The organism is Bradyrhizobium sp. Bra64 (assembly GCF_024519875.1).
Lineage (GTDB): Bacteria > Pseudomonadota > Alphaproteobacteria > Rhizobiales > Xanthobacteraceae > Bradyrhizobium > Bradyrhizobium japonicum_G.
The window spans coordinates 47142-65928 of the sequence record NZ_JALJRD010000013.1 but is presented as its reverse complement, the minus strand read 5'-3'; the positions used below and the strand labels follow the sequence as shown (position 1 = coordinate 65928).

The window sequence follows — 18787 nt, the reverse complement described above, 5'->3', positions numbered from 1 at the left end:
GCGGCGTGATCAGGAATATCGCATCACGCCGTCGTCGATGCGACCGAACCGCAAGGTGACGATGTCGAGAGCGTAATTCTGGTACAGCCGCCACGGCTGCTTCGAGCCCTGCTTCGGCATCTTTGCGACCGAGCGCTGCACGTAACCGGAGGTGAAATCGAGCGAGGGCTGCGCGGTGATGGTCGGATCGTCATTGTGCGGCATGCACTGGCGGAAATTGTGCCGGTCCATGTAGTTGATCAGCCGGCAGACATATTCGCAGGTGAGATCACATTTCAGCGTCCAGGACGCGTTGGTGTAGCCGAACGCCGACGCCATGTTCGGCACGTCGGCATACATCATGCCCTTGTAGGTCAGCGTGTTGGCAAAATCGACGGCGCGGCCGTCGACGCTGACCTCGAGGCCACCGACGACCTGGAGCACCAGCCCTGTCGCCGTGACGATGATGTCGGCGTCAAGCTTGCTGCCGTCCTTCAGGCGGATGCCGTCGCGCGTAAAAGTGTCGATCTCGTTGGTGACCACGGAGGCGCGCTGCTCACGGATCGCCTTGAACAGGTCACCGTCTGGAACGAGGCATAGCCGTTGATCCCAGGGATTGTAGCGCGGCGTAAAATGGGTCGCGACATCGTAGTCCGGCCCCAGCGCCATCTGCACGCCCTTGAGGACCAGCTCCTTCACCTTGGCGGGGCGGCGCCGGCTGAGCTGGAAGAAGAACATCCCCCACATCACGTTGCGCCAGCGGATCAGATGATAGGCGAGCCGCGCCGGAAGATTGCGGCGCAATTTGTTGGCGACGGGATCCTGCGCCGGGCGCGACACAACATAAGTCGGCGAGCGCTGCAGCATGGTGACCTGCGCCGCCTTCTTGGCTAGCTCCGGCACCAGCGTCACCGCGGTCGCGCCCGAGCCGATCACGACGACGCGCTTGCCCTCATAGTCGATGTCTTCGGTCCATTTCTGCGGATGCACGATGCGGCCGGCGAAATCCGCCGCACCCGAAAACTCCGGCGTGTAGCCTGCCTCGTATTTGTAATAGCCCGAGCACATGAACAGGAAATCGCAGGTGAAACGCACGAGTTCGGTCGCACCCTCGCCTGCGATGCGCTCGGCCTCGACCGTCCAGCGTGCGTCAGCCGTCGACCATGCCGCACGCTTGACACGATGGCGGAAGCGGATGTGGGTCTCGATGCCGTTCTCGGCCGCGGTCTCGCGCACATAGTTCAGGATCTGCGGCCCGTCCGCGATCGCCTTCGGATCAGTCCACGGCTTGAAGGAATAGCCGAGCGTGAACATGTCGCTGTCAGAGCGGATGCCGGGATAGCGAAACAGATCCCAGGTGCCGCCGATGCAGTCGCGCCCCTCCAGGATGACGTAGCTCTTGCCCGGGCACTTGGTCTGAAGATGATAGCCCGCGCCGATGCCGGACAAGCCGGCTCCGACGATCAGCACGTCAAAATGTTCCTGGGCCATGGTTTCCTCCGCCGTGCGGATTGTCTGGCCTGCTTCTCAGCCAGTCAATCGATAAGCCGCGGACTCGTCCGTTGGGTGCGGCGCGACAACGGAGTGCCAGAGCGTCCGTTGGGCGCTGCAATGGGCCCGCGATTGCATCAGAACTTAAAATCTACTATAACGCGAATTATTTCAGGCTGCTCTTTCAATTCATTCCTATTGGGGTTCTGATGACAGATCACAGCGCTGATGGCTCGCCCGACCATGGCGACGGCGAGACTGAACTGATCACGCCTCCCTCCATCCACGCGATCAACCTGATGGGTGGGCTCTACCTGTTCATAACCGTGCTGTTCTTCTACCTGCTCATAGCGACCTGGCCTGTCCTTGAAACGGGTGGCGGTGCGTTCAAGGACTTCCACATCTTCTTCTCGCGGCATTCCTGGGAGCCGGACAAGCAGATGCTGTTCACCGTAATTGTCGCCGGAGCACTCGGCGGCCTCACGCACACCATGACGTCGTTCGGGGATTACGTCGGCAACCGTCAGCTCAGCACCAACTGGCTGTGGTTCATGATCTTGCGCGTGCCGATCGGAATGACGCTCGCCGTGCTGTTCTACTTCATCGTCCGGGGAGGCCTTCTGCTCCCGACTCTTTCGACTCCGCCCGCGGGAACGCAGGTGCCAACCAATTCGACCCTGCAGCTGAACCCCTACGGCATGGCCGCTTTCGCAGCGTTGGCGGGGATGTTTTCCAAGCAGGCAACCGACAAGCTTGCCGCCGTGTTCGACGCCGTCTTTGCTATGAGGAAACCGGTGGACCGCGACAACCCCCTCAACGCGAGAGAGACCGATCTCAAGGTTGCCCCGGCCAAGCTCACGCAAGGAAAGCTGGAAGAGTTGACCGTCACCGGCAGCGGCTTCCAGACGGACACCAAGGCGACCATCAACGGCAAGGACAGGGCTTTCAAAAGGTCCAGCGCAACGGAGGGCAAGATCACCCTGCTCAACGAAGACGTCCTCAGCGTCGGCGATCTCGCCATCGTCGTCGTCAACCCCAACAAGGACGTCTTCAGGACTACGGTCAAGGTCGTCGCCCCGTAATGTCGGCGACTGAGGCGCCCGTAGCGCACCCCTGGGGTCCAGAAACAACGAAGCCCCGGATTGCTCCGGGGCTTCGTCCGTTCCTGAGGTGCGCTGCGTCTCAGTAGCGGTAATGGTCCGACTTGAACGGGCCTTCCTGCTTGACGCCGATGTAGTCGGCCTGGTCCTTGCGCAACTCGGTGAGCTTGACGCCGATCTTGGCGAGATGCAGCCGGGCCACCTTCTCGTCCAGCGACTTCGGCAGCACGTAGACTTCCTTCTTGTACTTGCCGTCCTTGTTGTTGGCGAAAAGCTCGATCTGCGCCAGCGTCTGGTTGGTGAACGAGGCCGACATCACGAAGGAGGGATGGCCCATCGCATTGCCGAGGTTCACGAGGCGGCCTTCCGACAGCATGATGATGCGGTGCTTGTCGGGGAATTCGATCTCGTCGACCTGCGGCTTGATATTGGTCCACTTCAGGTTACGCAGACCCGCGATCTGGATCTCGTTGTCGAAGTGACCGATGTTGCAGACGATGGCGCGATCCTTCATCGCGCGCATGTGTTCGATCGTGATGATGTCCTTGTTGCCGGTCGCCGTGACGAAAATGTCGGCGCGCGGCGCGGCGTCTTCCATGGTCACGACTTCGTAGCCTTCCATCGCCGCCTGCAGTGCGCAGATCGGATCGATTTCGGAAACCATGACGCGGCAGCCGGCCTGGCGCAGCGAGGCGGCCGAACCCTTGCCGACGTCGCCGAAGCCGGCGACCATCGCGACTTTGCCCGACATCATCACGTCGGTGCCGCGGCGGATGCCGTCGACCAGCGATTCACGGCAGCCATAGAGGTTGTCGAACTTCGACTTGGTGACGCTGTCGTTGACGTTGATGGCGGGCCACAGCAGCGTGCCGGCCTTCTGCATGTCGTAGAGACGATGCACGCCCGTGGTGGTCTCTTCGGAAACGCCCTTGATGCTCTTGGCGATCTCGGCGAAGTAGCCCTTCGGCTTTTCCTTGAGCTGCTTCTTCAGAAGCGCGAAGAAGACCTCCTCTTCTTCCGAACCCGGCTTGTCCAGGAAGGCGGTGTCGCCGTTCTCGGCGCGCAGGCCGAGATGGACGTACATGGTGGCATCGCCGCCGTCGTCGAGGATCATGTTCGGGTGACCGCCGCCGTGCCAATCGAACAGCTTGGCGGTGTAGTCCCAGTATTCGGCCAGCGTCTCGCCCTTGACGGCAAAGACGGGAATGCCGGCGGCCGCGATCGCCGCCGCGGCGTGGTCCTGCGTCGAATAGATGTTGCAGGAGACCCAGCGAATGTCGGCGCCGAGCGCGGCCAGCGTCTCGATCAGCACGCCGGTCTGGATCGTCATGTGCAGCGAGCCGGCGATGCGCGCGCCCTTCAGCGGCTGCTTCGGGCCATACTCTTCGCGGGTGGCCATCAGGCCGGGCATCTCGGTCTCGGCCAGCGAGAGCTCCTTGCGGCCGAAATCGGCGAGCGAAATGTCCTTGACGATGTAGTCGGAGAAGCCGGGCTTCGCATTCATAGCGGAGGTCCTGTTGTTGAATTGGTCATTCCGGGTGCCGCGACGCGGCGAACCCGGAATCTCGACATGATGGATAAGGATCCCGGGTTCGCCGCGTCGCGGCGCCCGGGAATGACGTCGGTGATCAGACTGCGCGCTTGAGGGCTTCGACGAGATCGGTCTTCTCCCAGGAGAAGCCGCCCTCGTTATCGGGTGTGCGGCCGAAATGGCCGTAGGCCGAAGTACGTGCGTAGATCGGGCGGTTGAGATCGAGATGGCTGCGGATGCCACGGGGCGTGAGATCCATCGCCTGCGCCGCCGCCTTCTCGAGCTGGTCCTCCGACACCTTACCGGTGCCGTGGGTGTCGATGTAGATCGACAGCGGACGCGCCACGCCGATGGCGTAAGCGAGCTGGAGCGTGCAGCGGTCGGCAAGACCGGCCGCGACGATGTTCTTGGCGACGTAGCGGGCAGCGTAGGCCGCCGAGCGATCGACCTTGGTCGGATCCTTGCCGGAGAACGCGCCGCCGCCATGCGGAGCCGCGCCGCCGTAGGTGTCGACGATGATCTTGCGGCCGGTCAGACCGGTGTCGCCATCGGGACCGCCGATGTAGAACTTGCCGGTCGGGTTGATGTGCCAGATCGTCTTCGGCGTGATCCAGTCCTTCGGCAGCGCCTCGCGCACATAGGGCTCGACGATGTCGCGGATCTGCTTGGACGAGATGTCCTCGACCAGATGCTGGTGCGATACGACGATCTCGCGCACGCCGACCGGCTTGCCGTTCTCGTACTGCACGGTGACCTGGCTCTTGGAGTCCGGACCCAGCACCTTCTCGCGGCCCGAGTGGCGCGCTTCGGAGATGAGGCGCAGGATCTTGTGGGCGTAGAAGATCGGCGCCGGCATCAGGTCGGGCGTCTCGTTGGTGGCGTAGCCGAACATGATGCCCTGGTCGCCCGCGCCCTCTTCCTTGACCTCGCCCGGCTGCAGCGCATCGACGCCCTGCGCGATGTCGGCCGACTGGGGGTGCAGAAGGATCTCGATGTCGCAGGTCTTCCAATGGAAGCCGTCCTGCTCGTAGCCGATGTCCTTGATCGCGTCGCGGACGACGCCTTCGATCTGCTCGTTGGTGACGGATGCGGGGCCGCGGGTTTCACCGGCGATCACCACCTTGTTGGTGGTCGCGAGCGTCTCGCAGGCCGCACGAATCTGCCAGGGATCGATGCCGGCTTTCGGCCCTTCGCGGTAGAACAGGTCGACGATTTCATCGGAGATCCGGTCGCAGACCTTGTCGGGATGGCCCTCGGACACGGACTCGCTGGTGAAGAGATAGGACGCGCGCATCAGTAACCCCTTGTTCCGCCGCTAAGCCGGCGGGCGTTTGCGATGTTTAGCCTTGGATATGTCAATCACGACGTCGCGAGATGACGTAGGATTCGTCGAGAAACCAGAGCCCGTTGTACTTTCGCAGCACATCCCTGGCGGCATCCAGAGTGCGGCCGTTTTGAGTCATTTCTGTCAATCGATCGTCCTCGATCTGAGCGACATACACCGCCGCATTCCACGCTGCAAAGGCCGTCGAGGTTCCGATGGTACCCGTCACCTCGTTGGGCAGCGCTTCCATATCATACCTGAAGATCGAGCGGTTATCCGCATAAGCATTAAAATTTAGGTCGCGGCCCAACGATCCGAGTTCATACTTCACGGCGCGCAATAGCTCATGACGGCTGACCGAGAAAGGATTTTCTCCCGGCCAGATCGCCTGGATCATTTCCATGCCCGGATCCTGGCCGTGGGAGTGGATTCCAATCAGCCGCCCCCCGGGCCGAAGCGCCCGCGCCAGCGGTGCAATGATCCGTTTTGCCCGAAAATTGACCGAGGACAGCGCACGGTAGGGCTGGGATGCGATGACGAGGTCGAAATTGGCCTCGGTCTGGCCTGGCCTCGGAATGGTCGAATCCAGCAGGAACCTGTGATCCTCGCGGTAGAGCACGAGCACGACGGGCCGCTCGTAGAGCGGCATGGCCGTGCGTGGGCTGATCGCGGCGCGCCAGTTCTGCTCCAGGAACGGCCTCAGCTCGGCGATCTGCTGCTCGAACTCGCCTGACGATGCGCCCCGGAGCGGGACTTCGTGCCAGACGGTGGCCGCCGCCGCCGCCGGCGATGCCGGCGTCAGCCAGGGCGCCTCCGAGTAGAACATGTTGGTGAAGACGAACACCGACGCCGGATGCTCGAAAATGCGATCCGGCACCTTCTCCAGCGTCAGGCGCAAATCTTCGAGACTGAGCTCCTTGCCGGCGACGTAGAACGGCATGTGCGGATAGCGCTGGTGCGTTGCGCGCAGCACCCGCGCCAGCACCGTGCCGTCGCCGACGCCGGCGTCGAATATGCGCAGAGCCGGCGGGCGCGGATGGATGCTGGCGAGTTCCAGCGCCACGCGCTCGGCAACCACCCGCTTCTCGCTGCAGGTGTGGACGAACAGCAGGTATTTCTGCCGATTCTCGAAAAAGCGGAAATTGCCGCGCGGATCGCGCTTTTCCGGCGGCACCTGAAGCCCCCGCGGCGGCGGCAGGCCACCGGTCGTCGATGCGGCGATATAGGCCTGGATCCGCTCCAGGGTATCGACGGTGATGCGCTTTCCCTCGCGCAGCCGGTGCACCAGCTTCCCATCGTTCACCGCACGCCGGCCAAATGTCGATTCAGCCATGTCCGCCTTGCGGCAGAACTCGGTGATCTGGCTCAGGATTTCGTCGTTCTTCATCAGTGGGAATACGGTGGGCAGGTGGGTTGGGACCAGACCATTAGCAAGTTCTGCCCACCGGGGGAATACCCACAATCGCTTTACCCCACGTCCAATGACGGGAGCGTGAACCCCGACGCGCCGCCGGGCAACAAACAAGCGCTTCTCCTGTTACGGGGTTTCCGCCATGCGCCGCCTGCTCATCGCGCTCTGCCTGCTCGCCGCGCCTCTGTGGGCCGCACCTTGTCTCGCGCAGGCGCGCAGCCAGCTCGGGCCGCTCTGCACCACCGACACGACGCCTGCGGACAAGATGATCGACGCCTGCACCAGGATCATCGCGCTGAAGGTGTTCAAGGGCGAGCAGCTCGCGACGGTCTACTTCTGGCGCGCGGTGGGCTGGAACAAGAAGGGCGATTACGCAAAGGTTATCACTGACGCCACCGAAGCGATCCGGCTCCAGCCGAGCCAGGCGGCCTACAATCTCAGGGGATCGGCCTACTACGACAGGGGCGAGCACGAGATCGCGATCACCGATTTCGACGATGCGCTGAAGCTCGGCCCGCCAAGCGGCATCATCTTCCACAATCGCGGCAACGCCTGGCGAGGCAAGGGCGACTACGCCAAGGCAATCGCCGATTACGATATGTCGATCAAGGCCGACGCCGGGTCGGCGTTTTCGTTCCAGAACCGCGGCATCGCCAAGGAGGCCCTCGGCGATCTCGACGGGGCGCTGGCCGACATCAACCAGGCGATCCGGCTCGACCCGACGCTGCCGCAACCGCTGATCAACCGCACCGCGATCTGGCGTGCCAGAGGCGATTTCGATCGCGCGATCGCCGACGGCAGCGAGGCGATCCGGCTCGCAAAGGAGAAGCCGCCCGTCAACATCATGACGCCCCCGAACAGCGTGCTGATCTCGGGCTACACCCATCGCGCGCTGGCCTATGAAGCCAAAGGCGACTACGCGCACGCGCAAGACGATTACAAGGCGACGCTGGCGATCGTGGCTTCCGATGCCGGCAGCAAGGCCAACCAGGCCACCGCAAAGGTGCGACTGTCGCTGGTGACGGATGCGGGCGCGCCGATCCCGCGCGATGCGCCGGCACCGACGACGCAGCCGAGCGCGGCCCATGCTCCGCAGCAGACCGGCGCGGCGCCAATGCCCTCGCCTGCTCCGGCCGCTCGCGGCACACGCATGGCGCTGATCATCGGCAACGGCGCCTATGCGCATGTCAAGGCGCTGCCCAATCCGCCGAACGACGCGCGCGCCGTCGCCAGGAGCCTGCGCGACATCGGCTTCACGGTATCAGAAGGCGTCGATCTCGATCACGCGACGATGCAGAAGATGACGCGCGATTTTCTGCGGGAGGCGGCGCGGGCACAGGTCGCATTGGTCTACTATGCCGGCCACGGCGTTCAGGTCGACGGCCGCAACTATCTCATACCCGTCGACGTCGAGCTCAAGCCGGGCACGGGCATGACGGATGCGATGATCGACATGGACACGATCATGGCCGGCCTCGACGACCAGGTCCGCACCAATATTCTGATCTTCGATGCCTGCCGCAACAATCCGATGGCGCAGCAGGTCGCGGCCGCCGGCAACAACCGCGCCATCGAGGGTGCCTCGGGCCTCGCAGCGCCAACGAGCCTGGGGGCCGGCGCGACGCTCGGCGCGGGCACGCTGATCGCCTTCGCCACCGCACCGGGCCAGGTCGCGCTCGACGGCGAAGGCGCCAACTCGCCCTTCTCCGCCGCGCTGTCACGCCATCTCGGCACGCCCGGGCTCGAAGTGCAGCAGATGCTGACGCGGGTGCGGGCCGAGGTGGTCTCGTCCACGAAGAGCAAGCAGGTGCCGTGGTCGAACTCGTCGCTGCTGGGCGAGGTCTATCTGGCGGAGAAGTGAGGAGGCTGGCGACGCAATGCGTTGACGACGCCAAAATTCGGCGTCGGCCCGGCGAAGGCCGGGACGACACTGGGAGTGTGGCGAGGTCTATCCGTCACTCACGTGACGGGATGCGTCGGGCCTAGTTGCCCCACACTTCCTTCGCGATCTCGACCGCCAGGCTCAGCTTGGCCCACTGCTCCTCTTCGGAGAGGATGTTGCCCTCTTCCGTCGATGCGAAGCCGCATTGCGGGGAGAGCGCGAGCTGCTCCAGCGGCGCAAACTTGGAGGCCTCTTCGAGACGACGCTTGATGTCGTCCTTCTTCTCGAGCTCGCCGAACTTCGAGGTGATGACGCCGACCACGACGACCTTGTTGCCCTTGGGCAGGAAGCGCAGCGGCTCGAAGCCGCCGGCACGGTCGCTGTCGTATTCGAGGAAATAGCCGTCGTAATTGGTGCCGGCGAGCATGGTCTCGGCCACCGGCTCGTAACCGCCCGAGGAAATCCAGGTCGAGCGGAAATTGCCGCGACAGACATGCGTCGTCACAACCATGTCGGCCGGCTTCTCGGCCAGCGCGTAGTTGATGACGCGCGCATAGATTTGCTGGAGGCCGTCCGGATTGTCGCCGCGCTCCCGCGCCTTCTGCAGCTCGTCCGGCGAGCAGAGATAGGCCCACACGGTGTCGTCGAACTGGAGATAGCGGCAGCCGGCGTCGTAGAACGCTTTCACGGCTTTGCGGTAGGTCTTGCCGAGATCCTCGTAAAAAGCGTCGAGATCGGGGTACACGTCCTTCGAGATCGCCTTGCGGCCGCCGCGGAAGTGCAGCACCGCCGGCGAGGGGATCGTCATCTTGGCGGTGACGTGAGCCTGGTCAGTGTACTTCTTCAGGAAGCGGAAGTGATCCAGCATCGGGTGGTCGTCGGGGAAGTCGAGCTTGCCGATCACGCGCACCGCGTCGTGACGGGTCTGCACTCCTGCGAACTGGATGCCGGAGTCGGGATGGAACAGCTCGCAGCCGGTGAGCTTGGCCAGGAAGTCGAAATGCCACCAGGAGCGGCGGAATTCGCCGTCGGTTGCGAGCTTCAGGCCGACCGAGGCCTGCTTGTGAACGACCTTCTCGATCTCCATGTCCTCGATCTTGCGCAGATCGTCGGCCGAGATCTCACCCTTCTCCAGCCTGGCGCGGGCTTCCTTGATCTTGGCCGGACGCAGGAGGCTGCCGACCTCGTCGGCGCGGAAGGGGGCTTTGGTTCGCTGCATTGTCGACTCCCGGAATATCTTAGTGGGCCGCCGCCCCTGCGACGCCGAGGTGGCGCTCGAGGACCGAGGGGTCGGCCTTCAGCGCGGCGCTCGGAGCGTCGTGGACGATCGTTCCGCGCTCCAATATCACAACACGGTCGGCCAGCCCCAGAATCTTTTGCGCATTCTGTTCGACGATGATCGAGCAGATGCCGCCGGCCCGGGTGATGGTCCCGATCGCCTTGAGCAGCTCCTCGACGATGATCGGGGCAAGGCCCTCGGTCGGCTCGTCCAGCAGCAGAACCTTCGGGTTGAGGGTCAGCGCGCGCCCGATCGCCAGCATCTGCTGTTCGCCGCCGGAAAGCTGGTTGCCGAAATTGCTCCGCCGCTCCTTCAGCCGCGGGAACATCTCGTAGACCCTCTCGACGGTCCAGGGCCCCGGCTGCGCCACTGCGGTCATGTTCTCTTCCACCGTCAGCGAGCGGAAGATGTTGCGCTCCTGCGGTACCCAGCCGATGCCGGCCCGTGCTCGCTGGTCGGGCCGCAAGGCCGTGACGTCGGTCCCGGCGAGCGCGACGGTGCCGGAGAAACGGCGGGTGACGCCGACGATGGAGTTGATCAGCGTGGTCTTGCCGGTGCCGTTGCGCCCGAGCAGCGCCAGCACCTGCCCTTCGGCGAGACGCAGGGACATGTTCGGCAGCACCACCGCCTCGCCGTAGCCGGCGCGAAGCGAGTCGATCGCGAGCAGGTCAGACATTGACTGCCTCCTCGCCGAGATAGACCGCCTTGACCTGCGGGTCGCGCGCGACCTGATCGGGCGGGCCTTCGGTGAGCAGCGCGCCGGAGACCAGCACCGAGATGCGGTCGGCGAAGGAGAAGACGAGGTCCATGTCGTGCTCGATCAGCAGCACCGTGACGTCGCGCGGCAAGCTGCCTACGACCGCGAGAATGTCGTGGCGCTCGCTCTCGGGCACGCCGGCGGCGGGCTCGTCCAAGAGCAGCACGCGCGGCTTGGCTGCGATCGCGACCGCAATCTCGAGCAGGCGCTGCTTTCCGTAAGGCAGCGTCACGGTCTGTTCGTTCATGACGTCGAGCAGGTGGAATCGCGTGAGCAGATCGGCGATCTCGCCGTTGACGTCGCTGCGCGTGCCCATCCGCCGCCACCAGTCGCCGCCATGACCGAGGCGCTCGGAGACGGCAAGGCCGATGGTCTCCAGCGGGGTCAGGTCGGGATAGAGCTGGTTGATCTGGAAGGTGCGCGACAGGCCGCGCAGCACGCGCTTGTGCACGGCAAGGTCGGTGATGTCCTGGCCCTCGAGCAAAATTCGGCCTGAATTCGGCTTGAGCACGCCGGTGAGCTGGTTGATGACCGTGGTCTTGCCGGCGCCGTTCGGGCCGATCAGCGCGTGGCGGGCGCCCTGCTCGATCTTCAAGGACAGATCGCGGGTGACGCGCAGGCCGCCGAACTGCTTTTCGAGATTCTGGGTTTCGAGCGCGATGGTCATGCGTCGCTCTCCGGCACGGCGACGACGGCCTTGCGTCCGGCAAACTGCTTGATCACGAGGTTCGGCACATACAGCACCCAGCGGTGCAGGCGCTGGCGGCCGACCAGCACGATCACGACCAGCACGAGGCCGATCCAGAACTGCCAGTATTGCGGCGTGATGGTGGCGAACACTTCCTGTAGCATGCGGAAAATCACCGCGCCGATCAGCCCACCGTAGAGATAGCCGGTGCCGCCAATGACGAGCACCAGCATCAGATCGGCCGAGCGGTCGAAGGCGAACACGTCGAGAGAGGCGATCGCGGTGGTCTGGGTGAACAGCGCCCCTGCAATGCCGGCATAGAATGCCGCGAGCGTGTAGATCGCGATCAGCCGGCGGTTGACGGGAATGCCGATGGCGGCCGCGCGCAGCGGATTGTTCTTGATCGCGCGCAATGACAGCCCGAACGGCGAGTGCACGACGCGGCGGGCGAACAGGAACAGGACGAAAAGCACGGCAAGCGAATAGAAAAAGCCGGTCTTGCCGAACATATCGAACGATATCTCGCCGAAGATCGGCTGCATCTCGATGCCCTGCAGGCCGTCGGTGCCGCCGGTGATATTGGAAAAGCGTTCGGCCAGCGCCTCCAGCAACAGCGCGATACCGAGCGTCACCATCAATCGGGTCAGGTCGACGCCGCGGATCACCAGGAAGCTGGTGGCAAAGCCCAGCACCATCGCGGCCAGGCCTGCGACGATCAGCGCGAGCACGGGCTCGTTGATGATGCCGTGCAAGGCAAGCAGCCCCGCGGCATAGGCACCGACACCGAAGAAAGCGGCATGGCCGAGCGAGACGATGCCGGCATAACCGAGGATCAGATCGAGCGACATGGCGAACAGCGCCAGCCGCAGGATGTCGGTCATGATCAGATAGCGCGTGGGAAATACGAAGCCGCAGGCCAGCACGATGAGCCAGAAGGCGACTTCGCCGTAGTGCCAGCGCGCCTGGCGCTGGGCGTGAAAACCGACGTCGGAAGCGGCGTTCATCGGCGAACTCAACGCGCGGCCGTGCGGCCGAACAGGCCGTTCGGGCGCCAGATCAGGATCACGATCATCATGGTGTAGATCACGAAGGGGCCCATCTTCGGCACGTAATATTTGCCGGCGACGTCGCCGATGCCGAGCAGCAGCGAGGCCAGGAACGGCCCGGTGATCGAAGACGAGCCGCCGACGGTGACCACGATCAGGAAGTAGATCATGAATTTCAGCGGGAAATACGGGTCGAGGCCGAGGATTTCGGCGCTGAGCGCGCCACCGAGGCCGGCGAGACCACAGCCAAACGCGAAGGTGAAGGCAAACACTTGCGGCACGTTGATGCCGAGGCCGCTCGCGGCACGGGGATCATCGACCGCGGCGCGCAGCCGGCTGCCGAAGCGCGTCTTTGCCAGCACCATCTGGAGAGCGATGGTGAGCAGGCCGCAGATCGCGATGATCATCAGCCGGTAGCGGCCGATGCCGACGCCGAACACGTCGAACTGGCCCTGGAGCGCAGCCGGCAGGTTGATGAAGACGCGCGATGAGCCCTGGATGTAATCGACGGCCGCGACCGACATGAACGTGAGCCCGATCGTGAACAGCACCTGGTCGAGATGGCTGCGCGCATAGAGATGGCGGTAAAGCGTGCGCTCGAGCGCGATTCCGATCGCCGCAGAGGAGACGAAGGCGAGTGGCAGCGCGGCAAAGAAAGGCCAGCCCATCCGGTTGACCAGCACCATGCAGACATAGCCGCCCGCCATCGCGAAGGCGCCGTGGGCGAGATTGACGAAGTTCATCAGGCCAAGCGTGACCGCAAGCCCGCAGGCGAGCACAAACAGCAGCATGCCGTAGGCGACGCCATCGAACAAATTGGTGAGGATAGAGGTCATCGTCTCAGCTTGGTGTTGTCGTCATGGCCGGGCTTGTCCCGGCCATCCACGTTCTTGTTTCGGCTCTCGCGTGGATGCCCGAGTCAAGCCCGGGCATGACGAGAGCGGGGGGCGAGATCCCTGATGCGCGCTAAGCGCGCTCGGGGATAACGCGCTTTCGCGCGTCACTTCTTGGTCTTGCCGAGGTCCTTGACGGCTTCGAAAGTCTGGAACTCTACGTTGTAGAGCTCGCCGTCGACCTTCTCGACCTTGCGGATGTAGATGTTCTGCACGATGTCGCGGGTCTCCGGATCGATCGAGATCGGGCCGCGCGGGCTTTCCCACTTCTGACCCTTCATGGCCTCGACCAGCTTGGTGCCGTCGGTGTCGCCATTGGTCTTCTTCAGGGCTTCGTAGATGAGGTGGATGCCGTCATAGCCGCTCACTGCCATGAAGCCCGGACGGTTGCCGTAGGCCTTCTTGTAGGCCGCGACGAAGTCCTTGTTCATCTGCGAAGGGTGCGCCGCAGAATAAAGATGCGCGGTGACCGTGCCGAGCACGGCGTCGCCCATATTGTTGAGCAGATCGTCGTCGGTGACGTCGCCGGGTCCAATCACCTTGATACCGGCCTTGTCCAGGCCGCGCTCCGCATACTGCTTCATGAAGTTGCCGCCCTGGCCGGCCGGCACGAACACGAAGATCGCGTCGGGCTTGGCGTCCTTCATGCGCTGGAGGAACGGAGCGAAGTCCGGGTTGGCGAGCGGCGTCTTGACCTCCTCGACCACCTCACCGCCGCCAGCGGTGAAATTCTGCTTGAAGAAGTTGAGCGCGTCGTTGCCCGGCGCGTAGTCCGAGGTGAGCGTCGCCACCTTCTTGATGCCGTTCTTCACCGCCCAGTCGGCAATGATGGTCGAGGACTGCGCCAGCGTGAAGCTGGTACGCACAATATAGGGCGAGCGCTCAGTGATGATGGAGGTGCCGGCCGCCATCACGACTTCCGGAATCTTGGCCTGCGTCGCGAGCGGTGCGGCGGCGAGCGCCGCCGGCGTCACGCCAAAGCCTGCGATGAAGTTGACCTTGTCGTTGACGATCAGCTCCTGCGCGGCGGTCTTGGTCTTGTCGGGAATCGCAGCGTCGTCCTTGAGGATGATCTCGATCTTCTTGCCGGCGACGGTGTCGCCCTTCTGCTGCATGTAGAGCTTGATCGCATTCTCGATCTGCTTGCCGGTCGAAGCCTGACCGCCGGTCATCGGCAGGATCAGGCCGACCTTGACGGTGTCCTCGGCCTTGGCAGGCGCGACGGCCGCGAGGCCCGCGATGGCGGCTGCTGCGGCAGCCCAAGAAAGCTGTTTGCGTTCGAACATCAGATGTCCCTCCCCTTCATTCCTGACCTTTTGTGCGGCGGATCGAGCGCCCGGTCCTTGCCTTAAACTTCGCTCACGCGCGAGTGATATCGCGCGCCACATGGCGTCTTTCGCGCCCTTCTTGTCAATCGGACGTTTGGCGACCATTCGGCGCAAGCCGAGCGTTCCGACTGCAGACATTCAGCGGCGCTATCGCGGTTACATCCGGGTAACCCGAACACCGCGACCTCGCACGCCAATTTGTACGATTGTACAAATATAATGGACCTGTCAACGAGAAAGCCTCTCCCGCGACCAAGCCAATTTGTCGCGAGCGGTCAGGCCGCAGTCTAGAAAAGCAGCTGGCCGCGTGGATGGAGAATTTCGTCTTTCTTTTGCAGAATTCGGACTCGGCGAGGCTATCTCCTCCCCTTTATAGGTAACAAAATACCCACCTCGAATAAGTCTATTTTACCTGTTGAAGGCTAGTCTCCCGGCGCCAGCCTGAGCTGGCGTCCAACGACCGAACCCGCGCGCGCCAAAATGCTCAAACCTTTCCGCTCCGTCCTTACCCTCGCTGTGCTCGCCGCGGGGCTATCCGGCTGCGGCACCGTCAACGAAAAGCTTTCGGCCGGCATGGGCGACTACGTCCCGCAATGGGCCGGCGGTCTGCCGGCCGACGCCCCGCCGCGCGCCGGCACGCCGCAATACGACGCCTACATGAAGGAGCGAGAGCGCAAACGGCTGCTGCCGGCCGCCGATCGCGAGAAGGAAGAGCAGGCGCAGAAGGCCGCGGCTGGGTCGACGTCGGGGAGCGCGGTGCGCTGAAGAGGCGGATGGGGCGTGGCGAACAAAGGCCCTTCTATTCGCCTCTCGCCATTCGCTAATCCATAAACACCACGGTCTTCCGGCCATTGGGAATGACGCGGTCATCGAGATGGTAGCGGATCGCTCGGGCCAGCACGCGGCGCTCGATGTCGCGACCCTTGCGGACGAGATCCTCAGGCGTGTCGCGATGGCTGATGCGCTCGACGTCCTGGTCGATGATCGGGCCCTCGTCGAGGTCACGCGTGACGTAATGCGCGGTGGCGCCGATCAGCTTGACGCCGCGCTCATGGGCCTGGTGATAGGGCTTTGCGCCCTTGAAGCCCGGCAGGAACGAGTGGTGGATGTTGATGCAGCGCCCCGAGAGTTTCCCCGACAGATCGTCCGACAGGATCTGCATGTAGCGGGCGAGCACGACGAGATCGGTCCCGGTCTTGGCGACGAGATCGAGGATCTGCGTCTCCTGCTCGCGCTTGGTTTCCTTGGTAACAGGCAGATGGTGGAACGGGACCCCGCCGAAATCGAGCCCGGCATAGACTTCGCGCGGATGGTTGGAAACGATCGCGGCCAGCGTCATCGGCAGCTCACCGGTGCGCCAGCGATAGAGGATGTCGACCAGGCAGTGGTCGGATTTCGACACCAGCAGCATCACCTTGCGATGCGCGGCGCGGTCGCGCATCTGCCACTCCATGCCGAAGCGCTCGGCAATCGCGGCAAAGCCGGTCTGGAGCGCCGACAGCTCCACGGCGAGATCGGCCGCGGTGAACACCACGCGCATGAAGAACTTTTTGGTCTCGACGTCGTCGAACTGCTGCGCGTCGAGAATGTTCTGTCCGTTATGGGCCAGGAAGGTGGACACCGCCGAGACGATGCCGGGGCGATCCGGACAGGACAGGGTCAGGACATATTGATGATCGGGCATGGCTGTTGAAGAAATGGCTCTTGATGAAGGTTTGTGCACTGGGCCGCGGAACGAGCCGCGATTTGCGGCCTGCTCTATCACCGACCCCGCCCTTGCGCCAATCCCGACCGTAGAGTCAGGATGAACGTACCATTGCGATTTACCGACCGGAGCACGCCCATGGCCGACCGCTTGAACGGCACCCGCATCCTGATCCTGGAAACGCGCGAGGAGGCGCAATTTTCCAAGCTGCTGGCCGAGCAAGGCGCAGAGGTCGTGCAATGCCCGATGTTCACCATCCAGGATGCGCCGGACCCCGCCCCGGTCGAGGCCTGGATTCGCCGTGCCATCGACAGGCCCCTTGACGACCTCGTGCTGATGACCGGCGAAGGCCTGCGGCGGATCATGAAGCTCGCCGTCGCCCGCGGGCTCGACCAGGCGCTCGTGGCGGCGCTTGCCAAAACGCGTAAATTCAGCCGCGGGCCGAAGCCCGGCAAGGCGCTGCGCGAGAATGGGCTCGAGACTCAGCAGACTACGGAGAAACCGACCACCGAAGGCGTGATCGAGATGTTGGGCAAGCTCGAGCTGAGGGGACGTCGCCTTGGCGTCCAGCTTTATCCCGACAAGGACCACAGCGCGTTGACCGGCGCGCTTGCCGCGCAAGGCGCCGAGCTCGATACCGTGCTGCCTTACACCTACGATTCCAAGGCAGCGGATGCCAACATCATCACCGCCATCGACGACATGGCGGAGGGACGGATCGATTGCATCGCGCTGACCAATCTCGGCCAGGTCCGCCGCCTGATCGAAGCCGCCAAGACACATGGCAGCGAGGCGCGCCTGCGTGCCGGCCTCGAACGGACGCTGATTGCCTCGGTGGGGCCGGCAGTCTCGGGCGAACTCGCCGGACACGGCCTTCGCACCGACGTCTCGCCGGCGGACGACGCCTATTTCATGCGTCCGCTGATCTCGGCCATGGCAGCGGCGCTGGCGGAGCGGAAGCCGAGAACCACGGCGAGGTAAGAGCGAAGCGCAAGGGCGGCCTGCGGCAGTTCCAATTGACACGACCATCACCGGCGATACGTTGCCGACGGACATAAGAAACAACAAGGGCAAGGGAATCGCCGTGATACGAGTCATCGCGCTGTGAGCGCAGCCGCACGGCCGTCGGCGCTCGCGCCATTCCGCATCCGCAACTATCGCTTCCAGTGGCCGTCCGACCTGCTCACCTCCTGGGCGTTCGAAGTCGAGACGCTGGTGCTCGGCTGGTACATCATGGTCGAGACCGGCTCGGTACTGCTGCTCACCGTGCTCGGGTCGCTGCAATTCGTCGGGACACTGGTTGCGCCGGTGTTCGGCATGATCGGCGACCGCATGGGTCATCGCGATCTCCTGGTCGCGATGCGCCTTGCCTATACAACGCTCTCGTCGACCATCATGGTTCTGGCGCTGACCGGTCACCTGACGCCGTTCAGCGTCATGATCATCGTGACGATCATGGGGATGATCCGCCCCTCGGATCTCGGCGTCCGGGGCGCGCTGCTGGCCGAGATCATGCCGGCCGAGCAATTGGTCGGCGCCATCAGCGCTGCACGCACGACCCAGGACAGCGCGCGCATCGCCGGAGCATTGACGGGCGCCGGGCTGTTCGCCGTCCTCGGCATCGGCCTCGTCTATGTAATGATCGCCTGTCTCTACTTCACGGCCGCGCTTCTGATGCTCTGCCTGACCCGGCCGGAAAGGTCCGTCGCCACGAGTGATCTTCCGGCGAACAGCCACGCCGTCTCGCGCTTGTTGGGCGACCTCAAGGAAGGGATCGTCTACGCCTGGAATGGCCCGGGAATGGGGGCAGCGCTGTGCGTCGCCTTCCTCGCCAATCTCACCGCATTTCCCTTCACCGGGGGATTGCTGCCCTACATCGCGCGCGAAATCTTTCATACCGACCAGACCGGTCTCGGTTATCTCTCGGCGAGCTTCGCCGTCGGCTCGCTGATCGGCTCCATCACGCTTAGCCTGGTCGGCGGACGGCGCATTGCCCGGCTCCTGATCGGCGCAACGCTGGCCTGGTACGCCATGCTGCTGGTGTTCGTCGAGATCAGGACCATGCCGGTGGCGATGGCTTGCCTCGTTCTCGCCGGCATCGCCCAGAGCATGTCGATGATCTCGGCGGCCGTGATCCTGATGCGGACGGCCAGCGCGCATCTCCGGGGCCGTGTGATGGGCGTGCGCATGATGGTGATCTACGGCCTGCCGCTCGGCTTGCTCGCGGCCGGCAGCCTGATCGACATCATCGGCTATTCCGCGACGGGCTCGCTCTATGCCGCCGCGGGGTTCATCGCGATGCTGGCGATCGCGGTGCGCTGGCGCGCGGATCTCTGGCCGGTGCATGCGCCGGCCAATGCGCGATGACGGGGA

16 protein-coding genes are annotated in these 18787 nt (G+C 63.9%); 5 read left to right on the top strand and 11 right to left on the bottom strand.

Annotated elements, in window-relative coordinates:
- Window positions 1–9 precede the first annotated feature (9 nt).
- On the bottom strand, window positions 10–1470 hold the full coding sequence (locus tag NR187_RS28545) for an NAD(P)/FAD-dependent oxidoreductase (protein ID WP_256808438.1): 1461 nt from the start codon (window positions 1468–1470) through the stop codon (window positions 10–12).
- Window positions 1471–1541: 71 nt separating this feature from the next.
- On the opposite strand from NR187_RS28545, the gene NR187_RS28540 reads away from it, so the two are divergent.
- Complete coding sequence (locus NR187_RS28540; protein ID WP_211385016.1) at window positions 1542–2552, top strand: hypothetical protein; 1011 nt, start codon at window positions 1542–1544, stop codon at window positions 2550–2552.
- 100 nt (window positions 2553–2652) lie between these two features.
- Here the strand turns inward: NR187_RS28540 and ahcY are convergent, their stop codons facing one another.
- The 3 genes from ahcY to NR187_RS28525 all read right to left on the bottom strand — a co-directional run bounded on the left by ahcY (window position 2653) and on the right by NR187_RS28525 (window position 6812).
- Complete coding sequence (ahcY, locus tag NR187_RS28535) at window positions 2653–4074, bottom strand: adenosylhomocysteinase (protein ID WP_211385015.1); 1422 nt, start codon at window positions 4072–4074, stop codon at window positions 2653–2655.
- A 124-nt stretch (window positions 4075–4198) separates the two neighbouring features.
- On the bottom strand, window positions 4199–5395 hold the full coding sequence (gene metK, locus NR187_RS28530) for a methionine adenosyltransferase (protein ID WP_211385014.1): 1197 nt from the start codon (window positions 5393–5395) through the stop codon (window positions 4199–4201).
- 61 nt (window positions 5396–5456) lie between these two features.
- On the bottom strand, window positions 5457–6812 hold the full coding sequence (locus NR187_RS28525; protein ID WP_211385013.1) for a hypothetical protein: 1356 nt from the start codon (window positions 6810–6812) through the stop codon (window positions 5457–5459).
- 166 nt (window positions 6813–6978) lie between these two features.
- Here NR187_RS28525 and NR187_RS28520 point away from each other — a divergent pair, with 166 nt between their 5' ends.
- Complete coding sequence (locus NR187_RS28520; RefSeq protein WP_256808437.1) at window positions 6979–8697, top strand: caspase family protein; 1719 nt, start codon at window positions 6979–6981, stop codon at window positions 8695–8697.
- Window positions 8698–8818: 121 nt separating this feature from the next.
- Here NR187_RS28520 and NR187_RS28515 read toward each other — a convergent pair whose 3' ends face one another.
- The 6 genes from NR187_RS28515 to NR187_RS28490 form a co-directional block, all read right to left on the bottom strand.
- Complete coding sequence (locus tag NR187_RS28515) at window positions 8819–9937, bottom strand: cobalamin-independent methionine synthase II family protein (RefSeq protein WP_211385011.1); 1119 nt, start codon at window positions 9935–9937, stop codon at window positions 8819–8821.
- Between the two features lie 19 nt (window positions 9938–9956).
- Window positions 9957–10673 (bottom strand): ABC transporter ATP-binding protein, encoded by a 717-nt coding sequence (locus NR187_RS28510; RefSeq protein ID WP_211385010.1) that lies wholly within the window; start codon window positions 10671–10673, stop codon window positions 9957–9959.
- Window positions 10666–11421: an ABC transporter ATP-binding protein gene (locus tag NR187_RS28505; RefSeq protein WP_211385009.1), complete on the bottom strand. Its 756-nt coding sequence runs from the start codon at window positions 11419–11421 to the stop codon at window positions 10666–10668. Before NR187_RS28505 ends, NR187_RS28510 begins: the two co-directional genes overlap by 8 nt.
- The gene (locus NR187_RS28500; RefSeq protein WP_211385008.1) at window positions 11418–12446 is read right to left on the bottom strand and encodes a branched-chain amino acid ABC transporter permease; all 1029 of its coding nucleotides are present in this window, start codon (window positions 12444–12446) and stop codon (window positions 11418–11420) included. Before NR187_RS28500 ends, NR187_RS28505 begins: the two co-directional genes overlap by 4 nt.
- Before the next feature lie 8 nt (window positions 12447–12454).
- Window positions 12455–13324: a branched-chain amino acid ABC transporter permease gene (locus tag NR187_RS28495; protein WP_211385007.1), complete on the bottom strand. Its 870-nt coding sequence runs from the start codon at window positions 13322–13324 to the stop codon at window positions 12455–12457.
- 164 nt (window positions 13325–13488) lie between these two features.
- The gene (locus NR187_RS28490) at window positions 13489–14667 is read right to left on the bottom strand and encodes an ABC transporter substrate-binding protein (protein ID WP_211385006.1); all 1179 of its coding nucleotides are present in this window, start codon (window positions 14665–14667) and stop codon (window positions 13489–13491) included.
- Window positions 14668–15189: 522 nt separating this feature from the next.
- On the opposite strand from NR187_RS28490, the gene NR187_RS28485 reads away from it, so the two are divergent.
- Window positions 15190–15474 carry a hypothetical protein gene (locus NR187_RS28485; protein WP_211385005.1) on the top strand — a complete coding sequence of 95 codons (285 nt, stop codon included), beginning with the start codon at window positions 15190–15192 and terminating at the stop codon, window positions 15472–15474.
- 55 nt (window positions 15475–15529) lie between these two features.
- Here NR187_RS28485 and purU read toward each other — a convergent pair whose 3' ends face one another.
- Window positions 15530–16393 (bottom strand): formyltetrahydrofolate deformylase, encoded by an 864-nt coding sequence (purU, locus tag NR187_RS28480; protein ID WP_211385004.1) that lies wholly within the window; start codon window positions 16391–16393, stop codon window positions 15530–15532.
- A 159-nt stretch (window positions 16394–16552) separates the two neighbouring features.
- Here purU and NR187_RS28475 point away from each other — a divergent pair, with 159 nt between their 5' ends.
- Both NR187_RS28475 and NR187_RS28470 read left to right on the top strand, forming a co-directional pair.
- On the top strand, window positions 16553–17395 hold the full coding sequence (locus NR187_RS28475; protein WP_211385003.1) for a uroporphyrinogen-III synthase: 843 nt from the start codon (window positions 16553–16555) through the stop codon (window positions 17393–17395).
- 123 nt (window positions 17396–17518) lie between these two features.
- Window positions 17519–18781 carry an MFS transporter gene (locus tag NR187_RS28470; RefSeq protein ID WP_256808433.1) on the top strand — a complete coding sequence of 421 codons (1263 nt, stop codon included), beginning with the start codon at window positions 17519–17521 and terminating at the stop codon, window positions 18779–18781.
- Window positions 18782–18787: the final 6 nt, after the last annotated feature.

Bases quoted from the DNA above. Each gene is read 5' to 3' on its own strand.
- NR187_RS28545 (WP_256808438.1), bottom strand. From the start codon at position 1,470: ATGGCCCAGGAACATTTTGACGTGCTGATCGTCGGAGCCGGCTTGTCC.
- ahcY (WP_211385015.1), bottom strand. From the start codon at position 4,074: ATGAATGCGAAGCCCGGCTTCTCCGACTACATCGTCAAGGACATTTCG.
- metK (WP_211385014.1), bottom strand. From the start codon at position 5,395: ATGCGCGCGTCCTATCTCTTCACCAGCGAGTCCGTGTCCGAGGGCCAT.
- NR187_RS28525 (WP_211385013.1), bottom strand. From the start codon at position 6,812: ATGAAGAACGACGAAATCCTGAGCCAGATCACCGAGTTCTGCCGCAAG.
- NR187_RS28520 (WP_256808437.1), top strand. From the start codon at position 6,979: ATGCGCCGCCTGCTCATCGCGCTCTGCCTGCTCGCCGCGCCTCTGTGG.
- NR187_RS28515 (WP_211385011.1), bottom strand. From the start codon at position 9,937: ATGCAGCGAACCAAAGCCCCCTTCCGCGCCGACGAGGTCGGCAGCCTC.
- NR187_RS28510 (WP_211385010.1), bottom strand. From the start codon at position 10,673: ATGTCTGACCTGCTCGCGATCGACTCGCTTCGCGCCGGCTACGGCGAG.
- NR187_RS28505 (WP_211385009.1), bottom strand. From the start codon at position 11,421: ATGACCATCGCGCTCGAAACCCAGAATCTCGAAAAGCAGTTCGGCGGC.
- NR187_RS28500 (WP_211385008.1), bottom strand. From the start codon at position 12,446: ATGAACGCCGCTTCCGACGTCGGTTTTCACGCCCAGCGCCAGGCGCGC.
- NR187_RS28495 (WP_211385007.1), bottom strand. From the start codon at position 13,324: ATGACCTCTATCCTCACCAATTTGTTCGATGGCGTCGCCTACGGCATG.
- NR187_RS28490 (WP_211385006.1), bottom strand. From the start codon at position 14,667: ATGTTCGAACGCAAACAGCTTTCTTGGGCTGCCGCAGCAGCCGCCATC.
- NR187_RS28485 (WP_211385005.1), top strand. From the start codon at position 15,190: ATGCTCAAACCTTTCCGCTCCGTCCTTACCCTCGCTGTGCTCGCCGCG.
- purU (WP_211385004.1), bottom strand. From the start codon at position 16,393: ATGCCCGATCATCAATATGTCCTGACCCTGTCCTGTCCGGATCGCCCC.
- NR187_RS28475 (WP_211385003.1), top strand. From the start codon at position 16,553: ATGGCCGACCGCTTGAACGGCACCCGCATCCTGATCCTGGAAACGCGC.